At 65.6% G+C, this 13231-nt stretch carries 10 protein-coding genes; 7 read left to right on the top strand and 3 right to left on the bottom strand.

Features of this window, described 5'->3' with window-relative positions; genetic code table 11:
• Positions 1 to 120 precede the first annotated feature (120 nt).
• The 4 genes from GYH34_RS14770 (at position 121) to GYH34_RS14755 (ending at position 6671) form a co-directional block, all read left to right on the top strand.
• Positions 121 to 873, top strand: coding sequence for a CDP-alcohol phosphatidyltransferase family protein (locus GYH34_RS14770; protein ID WP_244635137.1), 753 nt, complete (start codon positions 121 to 123; stop codon positions 871 to 873).
• 136 nt (positions 874 to 1009) lie between these two features.
• Positions 1010 to 1531, top strand: a complete 522-nt coding sequence (locus GYH34_RS14765) for a DNA starvation/stationary phase protection protein (protein ID WP_161914235.1) — start codon at positions 1010 to 1012, stop codon at positions 1529 to 1531.
• Between the two features lie 78 nt (positions 1532 to 1609).
• The gene (gene pepN, locus GYH34_RS14760; protein ID WP_161914234.1) at positions 1610 to 4267 is read left to right on the top strand and encodes an aminopeptidase N; all 2658 of its coding nucleotides are present in this window, start codon (positions 1610 to 1612) and stop codon (positions 4265 to 4267) included.
• A gap of 121 nt (positions 4268 to 4388) precedes the next feature.
• Entirely contained in the window at positions 4389 to 6671 is a 2283-nt protein-coding gene (locus GYH34_RS14755; protein WP_161914233.1) for a PAS domain-containing sensor histidine kinase, read from the top strand.
• 46 nt (positions 6672 to 6717) lie between these two features.
• Here the strand turns inward: GYH34_RS14755 and GYH34_RS14750 are convergent, their stop codons facing one another.
• Positions 6718 to 8283: a radical SAM protein gene (locus GYH34_RS14750; protein ID WP_161914232.1), complete on the bottom strand. Its 1566-nt coding sequence runs from the start codon at positions 8281 to 8283 to the stop codon at positions 6718 to 6720.
• Between the two features lie 316 nt (positions 8284 to 8599).
• On the opposite strand from GYH34_RS14750, the gene GYH34_RS14745 reads away from it, so the two are divergent.
• The 3 genes from GYH34_RS14745 to GYH34_RS14740 are packed head-to-tail and all read left to right on the top strand — an operon-like array spanning position 8600 to position 11039.
• Positions 8600 to 9016 (top strand): SxtJ family membrane protein, encoded by a 417-nt coding sequence (locus tag GYH34_RS14745; protein ID WP_161914231.1) that lies wholly within the window; start codon positions 8600 to 8602, stop codon positions 9014 to 9016.
• Between the two features lie 34 nt (positions 9017 to 9050).
• Positions 9051 to 9197, top strand: a complete 147-nt coding sequence (locus GYH34_RS21750) for a DUF5989 family protein (protein WP_166141878.1) — start codon at positions 9051 to 9053, stop codon at positions 9195 to 9197.
• 6 nt (positions 9198 to 9203) lie between these two features.
• Entirely contained in the window at positions 9204 to 11039 is a 1836-nt protein-coding gene (locus GYH34_RS14740; protein WP_161914230.1) for a carbamoyltransferase, read from the top strand.
• Between the two features lie 4 nt (positions 11040 to 11043).
• On the opposite strand, the gene GYH34_RS14735 is transcribed toward GYH34_RS14740, so the two are convergent.
• On the bottom strand, positions 11044 to 12483 hold the full coding sequence (locus GYH34_RS14735) for an ATP-binding protein (RefSeq protein ID WP_161914229.1): 1440 nt from the start codon (positions 12481 to 12483) through the stop codon (positions 11044 to 11046).
• Complete coding sequence (locus tag GYH34_RS14730) at positions 12467 to 13150, bottom strand: response regulator transcription factor (protein WP_036291175.1); 684 nt, start codon at positions 13148 to 13150, stop codon at positions 12467 to 12469. Before GYH34_RS14730 ends, GYH34_RS14735 begins: the two co-directional genes overlap by 17 nt.
• Positions 13151 to 13231 lie beyond the last annotated feature (81 nt).

Raw genomic sequence — 13231 nt, 5'->3', positions numbered from 1 at the left:
GGCCAGCCGCGGGCAAGCTGAAGGTCGGTATATTGCGGTGCAAAAGACGCGCGGCCCCCGGCGATACTGTCTCGCCACGGTCTGGGCTGCGAGGGCGGGCTTGGTTTTCGAGGGGGTTTCTTGGCGAACCGATTGAACACGAGCCTTTTGGCGATCGGCGAGCGGCGCGTGCTGCAGGCGCTGGCTCCGCGGCTCCCCGCCTGGACCACGCCGGATCATCTGACGGCGGCCGGGCTGGTCGGCGCGGCGATGACGGCGGCGGGCTTCGCGCTCAGCCATTGGTCGGCCGGTTTCCTCACACTGGTGGTGGCCGGCCTGTTCCTGAACTGGTTCGGCGATTCGCTCGACGGCACTCTGGCCCGCTACCGCGGGATCGAGCGTCCGCGCTACGGCTTCCTCCTCGATCATTCGAGCGATCTGATCGCGCAGAGCCTGATCGTGGTCGGCCTCGGCGTCTCACCCTATTTCACGCTTCCGTCGGCGCTTTTCGTGCTCTCGCTCTATCTGCTGATGAGCTCCTACACTTATTTGCGCGTGGCGACGGCGGGCGTGCATCGCCTGTCCTATGGCGGCATGGGGGCGACGGAGTTCCGCATTCTGGTCGCCGGCTGGAGCCTCTTCGCCTGCTGGCTCGGCCCGCAGGTGGTGGAGGCGCGGCTGTGGCGCTTCTCCGTCCTCGACGTGACCATCGGAACGATGTCGGCCATCGCCTTCGCGCTCTTCGTGCTGATGGTGCGTCAGGATCTGTCGCGGATGGACCGCGACGACGACCAGGAATCGGCGACCATCCACCGCCTGCCGGCGCGCCGCCCGGCGGCCGAGCCGGCTGCGGCCGAGCCCGCGCGCGAGCTTCCCGGCGTTTCCGCCGGCTGAGGCGCTGCGAAAAATCCGCCGCGACTTCCATAAAAATCCACGCTCTGCAAAAATTCCGCGCCCAGCCATGGGAAGGCGCGCGCGCCGGCATATCTGGTCATAGCGATCCAGCCCTCCGCTCGAGGAGTTTCGACGCATGACAAATCGTGAAATTCGTTCCCGCCAAAAGGCCGCGCTCGAGACGCCGACCGGCTTCTCGCCCGAGGCGACGCGCGATCTGACCGGCGCGCTCAACGCCGTGCTGGCGGATGTTTTCGCCCTTTATCTCAAGACGAAGAATTTCCACTGGCACGTCTCCGGCCCGCACTTCCGCGACTATCATCTGCTGCTCGACGAGCAGGGCGCGCAGATTTTCGCGACGACGGACGAAATCGCCGAGCGTGTGCGTAAGGTCGGCGGCGTCACCTTGCGCTCGATCGGCCATATCGCCCGGCTGCAGCGCATTCTCGACAATGACGCCGATTATGTCGATCCACAGGACATGCTGGCGGAGCTGCGCGACGACAATGGCGCGCTGGCCGCGCGCATGCGCGAGGCGCATTCCCTCTGCGACGAGCGCGGCGACGTCGCCACGGCGAGCCTGCTGGAAAATTACATAGACGAGGCCGAAAGACGGATATGGTTCCTGTTCGAGGCCGGCCGCCGCGGCAATGCGTGACGCGAATCGGCCGCGGCGGTCCCGTTTCCGTTGCGAAGCCGCGCGGCCGCGTGTAGGTGTGACGGGCATCGAGGTCCCATGCGCAACCCACCCCCCCAGGCCGTTCGTCTCGCCGATTATCGCCCGCCCGCGTTTTTGATCGACGCGGTCGATCTCGATATTTCCCTGCATCGAAGCAAGACGCGCGTCGTCGCGCGCCTCGCGATAAGGCGCAATCCCGCCGGCCGAGCGGGTGCGCCGCTCGCGCTCGACGGCGACGGGCTGGTCTTGCGGCGCGCGGCGCTGGACGGCGCGCCGCTCGCGCCCGAGGCCTATGAGGCGACGCCCGATTCCTTCGTGCTGCGCGCCCCGCCCGAGGGGCCATTCACGCTGGAGCTGGAGACGGAGGTTGATCCCTCCGCCAACACGCAATTGAGCGGGCTCTATCGTTCCGGCTCCGCCTATTGCACACAATGCGAGGCGGAGGGCTTCCGCCGCATCACCTATTTTTTGGATCGGCCGGACGTTCTCAGCGTCTACACGACGCGCATAGAGGCCGAGAAGAGCGAAGCTCCGGTCCTGCTCGGCAATGGCAATCCGATCGCCTCCGGCGATCTCGACGGCGGGCGGCATTTCGCCGTCTGGCGCGATCCTTTCCCGAAGCCCTGCTATCTCTTCGCCCTGGTCGGCGGCGATCTCGGCCATATTTCAGAGAGCTATCGCACCGGCTCCGGCCGCGACGTGGCGCTCGCCATCTATGTCGAGCGCGGCAAGGAGCCTTTCGCCTCCTATGCGATGGATTCGCTGGTGCGCTCCATGCGCTGGGACGAGCAGGCCTTCGGGCGCGAATATGATCTCGACGTGTTCAACATCGTCGCCGTCTCCGACTTCAACATGGGCGCGATGGAGAACAAGGGCCTCAACATATTCAACGACAAATATGTTCTGGCCTCGCCCGAGACCGCGACCGACTCCGACTATGCGGGCATAGAGTCGGTCATCGCCCATGAGTATTTCCACAATTGGACCGGCAATCGCATCACCTGCCGCGATTGGTTCCAGCTGTGCCTGAAGGAAGGCCTGACCGTCTATCGCGATCAGGAATTCTCGGCCGATCAGCGCTCGCGCGCGGTGAAGCGCATCTCCGACGTGCGCGGCCTGCGGCTGCAGCAGTTTCCCGAGGACGCCGGCCCGCTCGCCCATCCAGTGCGGCCGAACCTCTATCACGAGATCAATAATTTCTACACGGCCACCGTCTATGAGAAGGGCGCCGAGATCGTCCGCATGCTGAAGACGCTGATCGGCGAGGCCGATTTCCGTCGCGGCATGGACCTCTATTTCGCGCGTTTCGACGGGACGGCGGCGACGGTCGAGGATTTCCTCTCCTGCTTCGCCGAGGCCTCTGGCCGCGATCTGACGCAGTTCTCGCTCTGGTACGAGCAGGCCGGCACGCCGCTCGTGACCGTGGCGAGCGATTATGACGCGAGCGCCAAGACGCTGACGCTCAGCCTCGAGCAATCGACGCCGCCGACGCCCGGGCAGAGTGAGAAGAAGCCCTTCGTCATTCCGCTGGCGCTCGGCCTCATTGGCGAGAATGGGGACGAGCTGACGCTGTCCGCCGCGCCCGGCGAGAATGGCGCCAGCACGGAAGAATGCGCCCGCGGCGTCGTCGAGCTTTCGACGCCTTCGCGCAAAATCGTGTTCGAGAATGTGCCGTCGCGCCCGGTGGTGTCGCTGCTGCGCGGCTTCTCCGCGCCCGTGCGCCTCGCGCCGCCGCAATCGGCGGAAGACCTCGAGCGCCTGCTCGCCCATGACAGCGATTCCTTCAATCGCTGGCAGGCGGCGCAGAGCCTCGCGCTGCGCTCCATCTTCTCGCGCATAGAGGCCGCGCGCGGCGGCGCGGCGTCGGATGATCGCGCCTTTTTCGACTCGCTGAAGCGCCTCGTCGAGGCGGGGGAGGGCGATCCCAGCCTCGTCTCGCAGGCGCTGGCTCTGCCCTCCGAGATCGATATTGCGCGTGAGATCGGCAAAGACGTCGACCCCGATGTGATCTTCGCCGCGCGCTCCGGGCTGAAGCGCGATCTCGGCCGTCATTTGGGCGCGGCGCTCACTGAGGCGCACGCCCGCTTCGCCCCGCTGGAGGGCTTCTCGCCGGACGCCGACAGCGCCGGCCGGCGCGCCATGCGCAATGTCGCGCTCGATCTTCTCGCCGCCGGCGATCCGGCCTCGGGCGGCGCGCTGGCCGAGCGGCAATTCGCCGAGGCGACCAATATGACCGACCGCATCTCGGCGTTGGCGACGCTGTCGCATGTGCCGGGCGCGGCGCGGGAGGAGGCTTTCGCCGCCTTCTATCAGCGCTACAAGAAGGACCATCTCGTCCTCGACAAATGGTTCTCGCTGCAGTCGACCATTCCAGAGGAAGAGACCACCGCCCGCATCGCCCGGCTGATGGAGCATGCGGATTTCTCCTTCGCCAACCCCAATCGCGTGCGCGCCGTGGTCGGCTCCTTCGCCAACGGCAATCCGACGCGCTTCCACTCGCTGGACGGCTCCGGCTATGCGCTGCTCGAGCGCGTGGTGCTGGAGCTCGATCCCAAAAATCCGCAGCTCGCCGCGCGGCTGCTCTCGGCGCTGCGCTCCTGGCGCTCGCTGGAGGAGCGCCGTCGCAGGCTCGCCGAATCGACGCTGCGTCGAATTCTGTCGACGCCCGATCTTTCGGCCGATGTCTCGGACATAGCGACGCGCGCGCTGGGCTGAGGGGCTTTACGCCCTTTTAAGGTCTGGACAAAAGCCCGCCAGCGGATTCGAATGGGGCTGATTCGGGGCGGGATGCGGCGCGTTTTTCCCCCTCTTCGACAAACTGCGGGGATTAGAGAAAATGGCGCGTGGGCGCGCGGCCAACACGACGACTTGCGCCGATACGTCATGGAGCGCTGCGGCCTCCTCGAGCATCGGCCGGCTGATCGCAAAAACGCCGAGCGCGCGCCAGCTGGCGCTCGCGCTCGGAACTTGCGCCATAGCATTCGGCGCTCTGCTGCTCCTTCTGGCCGAAGCCGCGCATGAGCGCACTCTGGCGGAGGCGGCGCAGGAGCTCGAGATTTTCGCGCGCGCCGTCTCGCGCGACGTGGAGACGACGCTGCGCGGCGGCGCTGCGACGCTGCCGGACTATGCCGCGACGCGCGGACGCCGCGTCGCTGTCGCCGATGGGGCGGGCCATATCGTCGCCGCGACGGCGCCGCTGGTCGCCTCCGGCATGCTCGCCGATCTGCTCGGCGCCGAGCAGCTATTGACCGAATTCGGCGAGAAGGCCGGCGTCATGCGCGTCACCCTCGCCGATGGGCGCAAGGCGCTCGCCACTGTGCGCAATCTTTCGCCAGGGCAAAGCGGCGGGCAATTGGCGGCGATTCTCTCCTATGACGCGGCGCTGGCCGAATGGCGCGGCCTCGTCGCCCTCTATGCGGCGCTGTCCGCGGCTGCGGCTTCCGCCACTGCGGTCGGCCTCTTCGCCTTTCGCCGCGAGGCGCGTCGCGCGGCGCTCGCCGAGCGCGCGCAGATCGATCTGCGCCGGCGCGTCGACGCGGCGCTCGGCTCCGGCCGCTGCGGCCTGTGGGATTGGGACATTGCGCGCGGGCGCATTCATTGGTCCGATTCCATGTTCGGCCTGCTCGGCCTCGACGCCGAGCAACGCTCGCTCTCCTTCGGCGAATTGAAGATGCGGCTGCATCCCCAGGACGGCGATCTCGTCGCCATTGTCGAGACGATCGTCGCCTCCGGCTCGCGCGGCATGGATCACGAGTTCCGTATCCGCAATGCGCGCGGCGAGTTTTTGTGGCTGCGCGCCTGCGCCGAATTGATCGAAGATGCGCAGGGCGGCAAGCGCCTCGTCGGCGTCGCCGTCGATATTTCCGAGCAGCGCGCGCTGGTGGAAGGCGCGGCGACGGCCGATATGCGGCTGCGCGACGCCATAGAGACGATCTCCGAAGCCTTCGTGCTGTGGGACGCGCATAATCGGCTCGTCGCCTGCAATTCGAAGTTTTTGGCGCTGCATGGCCTCGCCGCCGAGGCGGCGGCGCCGGGCGCGAGCTATGCGCGCATAATGGCGAGCGCTTCCGCCGCGCTGGCCGAGACGCAGATCGTTTCGGACCAGGGCGCAACGACGAGCGAGCGCACCTATGAGGCGCGGCTGGCTGATGGCCGTTGGCTGCAGATCAGCGAGCGCCGGACCAAGGACGGCGGCTATGTCTCCGTCGGCGCCGACATCACCGCGCTGAAGCGCAATCAGGAAAAGCTCATCGATTCCGAGCGCCGGCTGACGGCGAGCGTCGCCGATCTCCTGAAATCGCGGCAGACGCTGGAGGCGCAGGCGCAGCAGCTGGCGACGCTGGCCGAGCAATATCATCTTCAGAAGGGCGAGGCCGAGGCGGCCTATCAGGCCAAGTCCGAATTTCTCGCTAATATGAGCCATGAGCTGCGCACGCCGCTCAACGCCATCATCGGCTTCTCGGAGATGATGCAGGCGCAGGTGTTCGGCGAGCTCGGCTCGACCAAATATGTCGAATATTGCAACCATATCCATCAGGGTGGCCGCTATCTGCTCGATGTGCTGACCGACATTCTCGACATGTCGCGGCTCGAGGCCGGCCGCGTGCGGCTCGATCAGCGCGAGGTGGACGTCTCCGGCGCCGTGCGCGCCACGGTGGAGCGCTTCCGCCACAACGCCGAGACGAAGCACGTCGAGATCAGCGTCGACGCGCGGGACGGGCTGCGCTGTTATGGCGACCACGACGCGATCGTCAAATCGATCGGCGTGCTCGTCTCCAACAGTCTGAAATTCACCTCGGCTGGCGGCGCCGTGCGCGTGCGCGCGCGGCGGCTCGCGCGCTCTGTCGCCATTTTCGTCGAGGACGATGGCTGCGGCATTGAGAAAGCCGCCATCCCCAAGCTCGGCCGGCCCTTCGAGCAGCCGATCGCGGTCATAGAGAATGGGATGAAAGGCTCCGGCCTCGGCCTCGCCATCGCGCGCTCGCTGATGGCGCTGCATGGCGGCGCGCTGCGCATTCGCTCGCATGTGGGCATCGGCACGATCGCGATGCTGCGCATCCCCGTGCGGCCGACGACGCGCGCGATTTCCGCGCAAGGCGCGCGGACGTCGCTGCATTGAGGAGGCGAAGAGGCCGCGCGAATGACGACAGACGCCGGCCCCGCCGTCACTCCGCCGCGGCTTCCGCCATCTCCCGCCGCGGCGGCGCATAGGCGAGCTGCGGCTCCCAATAGTTGCCGCGGTCGAACATATGCCGCGCCTGCGCATATTGGAACATGATGCGCCCGACGATTTTCGCCGTCGCCGGCTTGCGCAGCGCCGCGCCCCACACTTTGTTCCACATGCGCCCTTCGGCGTCGCCGAGACGGCGCACGTCGGCGGCGATCTCCATCGCCTGCCGCTCCACTTCGCGGAAGCTCTCGAACTCCGGCAGCTTCTCGCCGCTCAGATCGCGCGCGCGGCCGAAGCTGTGAATGAAATTCAGCATGCGCTCGCCGAAGGCCGCCGGCGAATAGAGCGCATTGCAGAGATTGTGCAGGCCGGAGTTGAGCTCGTCCATGCTCATCGTCACCGGGCGGATATTGGAGCCCCAGGGCACCGCTTGCGTCTCCACCGTGCCTTGCAGCAGGCGCCCCTCGGCGGTGATGCGATCGAAGAGCGGCGTCGCCTCCGAGGCCATCAGCGCGCCGAGGCTGAAGATGGGGATCGGCGTCGACATGGCGAATTCATATTGTTGCGAAAACACATTCGGCCCGTCGTGATCGAAGCCGACGATCATGCCGCCCATCACCGAAACGCCGCGGTCGATGAGCTTCTGGACCTCGCTTGGAATATCGATCTTTAAATTCTGCTTCTTGCCGGTCTCGCGCAGGCTGTCGAGATTGGGCGTCTCAATGCCGATGAACACTTGATGCACGCCGGCCTCGACCAGCATGTCCATCAGCTCCGCATCGCGCGTCGCGTCGATGGAGATTTGCGTGACGAAATCCATTTGATGGCCATTGCGCCGCCAATGCGCCATCGCCTCCAGCAGCTCCTTGCAATGGGCGCGATAGGCGGTGAAATTATCGTCCGCCAAGAATGTCGCGCGAAAGCCATGCGCCCAAAGAGCGTCGAGCTCGGCGATCACATTGGCGATGGGCTTGTGGCGCTGCTTGCGGCCGAGATATTGGATGACGTCGCAGAATTCGCATTCGAACGGACAGCCGCGCGAGGTCTGCACGGCGCCGAGCATGGCGCGATGATTGGGATAGAGATCCCAGCGCGGGATCGGGCTCGTCGCCAGCGAAGGCTTGTCGCCGATGTAGCGATCACGCGGCCGCCCGCGGCGCAGATCGCTGAAGAATTCTTCCGAAATCTCCTCGATCTCGCCGCTCACAAGGACGTCGCAATGCGCGGCGAGATGATCGGGACTGAGGCTGGCGTATGGCCCGCCGATGATGACCTTCTTGCCACGGCGGCGAAATTCGTCGGCGATGGCGATCATGCGGCGGCGCTGGCTTACCTTGCCGGTGACGCAAATCCAATCCGCCTCATGATCGAAATTCACGGGCGCGACGCCCTCGTCGCTGATCTCGATCGCGAAGTCGCGCGGCGCCATTGCGGCGACGGTGGTCGATGAGAGATCGGCCATCATCACGCCGGACGGCCGGCCGGAGGCGACGAGAATCTCTGCGCCGAAGTAGGTTGGAAAATCTGCAGCGGGATTGATGATATAAAGGGATGAGGTCATTGCAGGCCCCTTTCCGACAACCCATGAATTAAGGTCCTTTTTTTTGTCGCGCGCAAGCCGAAAGCGCGCTGCGGTCGCCTATTTCGCAAGGCGCCCGGCCTTTTGTCGAAGGTAATCCACAGGCTCGCCCGCGTCGCGAGGCCGGGGCGCAAAGTCGTGCGATCGTCGAAACGTCTTGCCGCTCAATCTTCTACATCGATCTGCGGACGCGGATGGGGATACCCCGTAATTGACGCTCCACTTTTCATCGCCTAAGCCTCACGAGGTTTCGGTGACGACGCGTTTCTACAGTTTTTTTAGGGGATAGCGCCATAAGATGACGCATGAAGCCCTCACTTCGGATCGGCCGGTCGAGCGTGGTTCCGATCGTTCCTTCGGCCTGGTGATCGCCGCCGCGCTGACCATTCTTGCGCTGGCGCCGATGTGGCGAAACGACTCTCCGCATCTTTGGGCGCTCGCCGTCGCCACGGTTTTCGCGGCGCTCGCCTTCATCGCGCCGAAGCGGCTCGCAGCGCTCAATGATCTCTGGCTCGCCTTCGGATCGACGCTTCACAAAATCGTCAATCCGATCGTCATGGCCGTAATATTCTTCGGCGTGCTGACGCCGATCGCAATTCTCTTTCGTCTGCGCGGGCATGATCCGCTCGCGCTGCGCTTCGACAAGGCGGCGGAGAGCTATTGGACGCTGCGCGGCGATGCGGACGGCGCCTCCGACATGCGCAAGCAATTTTGACCGGAAAAGCAATTTCTGACAGGGGACGAATGCGATGGATATGGTTCTCGAGCTGTGGGATTTCGTCGCGAGCCGCAAGAAATATTGGATGGCGCCGGTGCTCGGCGTGATGATGCTGCTCGGCGGGCTGATGCTGCTGCAGGGAACGGCGGTCGCTCCTTTCATTTACACGCTGTTTTGATCGCTCGTGCGAATTCTGGGCGTTTCCGCCTTCTATCACGACAGCGCGGCCGCGTTGATCGAGGATGGACGCATCGTCGCCGCCGCGCAGGAAGAGCGCTTCTCTCGCGTCAAGCATGATGCGCGCTTCCCCGCCAGCGCCATCGATTATTGCCTCGCCGCCGCTGGCGTCGAGGCGAAGGACATCGATCACGTCGCCTTCTACGACAAGCCTTTCGTGAAGTTCGAGCGTCTGCTCGAGACCTATATGTCCTTCGCGCCGCGCGGGTTTCAGTCTTTTGCGACCGCTCTGCCGGTGTGGCTGCGCGACAAGCTGTTTCAAAAATCGCTGCTCGCGCAAAAGCTGAAGCATCACGCGCCCAATGTCGATTGGCGCGCGCGTCTCCTCTTCGCCGAGCATCATCTCAGCCATGCGGCGAGCGCCTTCTATCCCTCGCCCTTCGACGAGGCTGTCGTGCTGACGATGGACGGCGTCGGCGAATGGGCGACGACGTCGGTCGCCTTCGGCGACGGCGCGAAGCTCGCCATGCAGCGCGAATTGCGCTTTCCGCATTCGCTCGGCCTGCTCTATTCGGCCTTCACCTATTACACGGGATTCAAGGTCAATAGCGGCGAATATAAGCTCATGGGCCTCGCGCCCTATGGCGAGCCGAAATATGCGAGCCTCATTCTCGATCACATCGTCGATCTGAAGAAGGACGGCACATTCCGTCTCGATCAATCCTATTTCGATTATTGCACAGGGCTGCGCATGACGAGCGAGAAGCTGCATCGTCTGTTCGGCGGTCCGCCGCGCGCGCCGGAGGAGCAGCTGACGCAGCGTCATATGGACATAGCCGCGTCGATCCAGGCGGTGACGGAGGAGATCGTGCTGCGCCTGACGCGCGCGCTTGCGGCGGAGACGGGCGCGCGCAATCTCTGCCTCGCCGGCGGCGTCGCGCTCAATTGCGTCGCCAATGGCAAGGTGCTGCGCGACAAGAGCTTCGAGCGTATTTGGATTCAGCCGGCGGCCGGCGACGCCGGCGGCGCGCTCGGAGCCGCGCTGCTCGCCTATCATGGTTTCAATGGACGTCCGCGCGCCGCCTGCGGCGAAGGCGACGCCATGCAGGGCGCCTATCTCGGGCCGTCCTATTCTCAGAGCGACATTGAGCGCCGCCTCGCCGATTGCGGCGCGCGCTTCACGACGCTCTCGGATGAGGAGACCATTGCAGCGACAGCGCGCGATCTCGCCGATGGCCGGGCGGTGGGATGGTTCCAGGGCCGCATGGAGTTCGGCCCGCGCGCGCTCGGCGGGCGCTCCATTCTCGCCGATCCGCGCTCGCCGCAAATGCAGAGGACGCTCAATCTCAAGGTGAAATATCGCGAATCCTTCCGGCCCTTCGCGCCGTCCGTTCTGCGCGAGCATGTCGCTGATTGGTTCGATCTCGACGAGGATTCGCCGTACATGCTGCTCGTCGCCGATGTCGCGACGAAGCACAGGCTCACGACCCGCGCGGAGGATGAGGCGCTGTTCGGCATAGAGCGCTTGCAGCGGCCGCGCAGCGTCATTCCTGCGGTGACGCATGTCGATTGCTCCGCGCGCGTGCAGACGGTGCATGAGGAGACCAATCCGCGCTATCACGCGCTGATCTCGGCCTTTCATGCGCTGACGGGCTGTCCCGTGCTGGTCAATACCAGCTTCAATGTGCGCGGCGAGCCGATCGTCTGCAAGCCGGAGGACGCCTTCGCCTGCTTCATGGGCACGGAGATCGAGACGCTCGTCATCGGCAATTGCCATTTGCGCAAGGAGGATCAGGATCCCGCTCTGCGCAAGGATTACAAGGACAGATTCGAGCTCGACTGAGGCGCTATTCCGCCGGCGGCGCCAGCGGAACGGCAGGGGAGGGCGCAGCGCTCGGCGCATGGGTCTTGGCCGCCGCGCGCGGCAGCGCCAGCACGACGCGCAGGCCCGGCGCATTGTCCTCTATGCGCAAGGTCCCGCCATGCAGGCGCGCCACGGCGGCGGCGAGCGACAGGCCGAGGCCGGAGCCCGGCCGCGAGCGCGAATTCTCGAGCCGCACGAAGCGGCCGATCACGCGGTCGCGGTCCTTCTCCGCTATGCCGGGGCCGCGATCGGAGACCTCGATCTCTATGCCGTCGCTCGCCCGCCGCGCCGCGACGCGCACGACGGCGCCGGGCGCGGCCGCGCCATATTTCAGCGCATTGTCGACGAGATTGACCAGCGCCTGCCCGAGCAGCTCGCGATTGCCGCGCAGCGTCAGCCCGTCGGCGGCGACGAGGTCTATGCGCGCGCCATGCTCCTCGGCGACGGGCTCGTACATTTCGGCGATGTCGGCGGCGACGCGGCCGGCGTCGAAATCGCTGGAGAAATCGCTGCAATAGCCGGCCTCGGCGCGGGCGATCATCAGCAGCGCGTCGAAAATGCGGATGAGCGCGTCGGATTCCTCGATCATATCGGTCAGCGCATCGCGATATTGCGCGGCGCTGAGATCGGCGCGGAGCGCGGCGTCGGCGCGATTGCGCAAGCGCGTCAGCGGCGTCTTGAGATCATGCGCGATATTGTCGGAGACCTCGCGCAGCCCCGCCATCAGCTGCCCGATGCGGTCCAGCATGGCGTTGAGATTGCCGGCGAGACGGTCCAGCTCGTCGTCCGCGCCCATCAGCGGCAGGCGCTGCTCGAGATCGCCGGACATGATGCGGCGTCCCGAGGCGGAGAGCTTGTCGAGCCGCGCCAGAATGCGCCGCGCCACGATGAGTCCGCCGAGCGTGCCGATGGCGATGAGCCAGAACAGCGAGGCGACCAGCGCGCGGCGCAATATGCCGCGCAGCAGCTTTCTGTCTTGCAGATCATGGCCGACGAGCAGGCGAAAGCCGCCGGGGAGTTGGAACAGCCGCATCATGGCGCGATGATGAGCGGCGGTTTCGCCGCGCCGCTGATAGCGCGCCTCCACCAGCTCGGTGCCGTCCGGCAGGTCCGGCGGCAGAGCGGCGATATTGCCGACGACGAGCTCGCCGGAGAAGGTCGTGACCAGATAGAGCGAGGCTCCGGGCGTGCGCACGCGGCGCTCGATCACCTCGACGAGCTGGCGAATGCCGCCTTCCGAATATTGCTCGGCGAGGCCGCGAATGTCGGCGTCGATCGTCTGCGCGGTCTGCTCGTCGAAGAGGTCCTCGACATTGATCTGCACACGGGTCAGCACCAATGCGGCGCCGATGCCGAACAGCACCAGATAGGCGAGCGACAGCTTGAAGGCCGTCGTGCGGAAGAGTCTAACGAGCGCCTTCACGGATCATATATCCGGCGCCGCGGATCGTGTGCAAAAGCGGCGTCTCGCGGCCCTTGTCGATCTTGGAGCGCAGTCTGGAGATGTGGACGTCGATGACATTGGTCTGCGGATCGAAGTGATAATCCCAGACATTCTCGAGCAGCATGGTGCGCGTCACCACCTGGCCGGCGTGCTTCATCAGATATTCGAGCAGGCGGAACTCGCGCGGCTGCAGCACGATCTCCTGTCCGGCGGACACCACTTTATGGGCGAGGCGATCGAGCTCGAGATCGCCGACGCGATAGACGGTCTCCTCCGGCTTCGGCCCGCCGCGGCGGCGCGCCAGCGCCTCGACGCGGGCGAGCAGCTCGGAGAAGGCGTAGGGCTTGGACACATAATCGTCGCCGCCGGCGCGCAGGCCGCGCACGCGATCGTCCACCTGACCGAGCGCGGAGAGGATGAGGGCAGGGGTGTCGATCTTCTGCTCGCGCAGGCCCGAGATCAGCGAGAGTCCATCCAGCTTGGGCAGCATGCGGTCGATGACGAGCACGTCGTAATGGCCTTCCGCCGCGGCCGCATAGCCGGAGAGCCCGTCCGCCGCATGATCGGCGACATGGCCTTGCTCGCGAAACGCCTTAACGAGATAGGCGCCGGCTTCCGAATCGTCCTCGACGACCAATATTCGCATTTCACTCATATAGCGCGCCTCGAACAAAAACGGCAGGCCGGCGATACGCGCCGACCTGCCGCGACTGACGCGGCGGGAGAG

This window comes from Methylosinus sp. C49 (genome assembly GCF_009936375.1).
In the GTDB taxonomy this organism is placed as follows: domain Bacteria; phylum Pseudomonadota; class Alphaproteobacteria; order Rhizobiales; family Beijerinckiaceae; genus Methylosinus.
The sequence above is the reverse complement of the archived record's forward strand: the minus strand, read 5'-3'. Positions and strand labels throughout refer to the sequence as shown.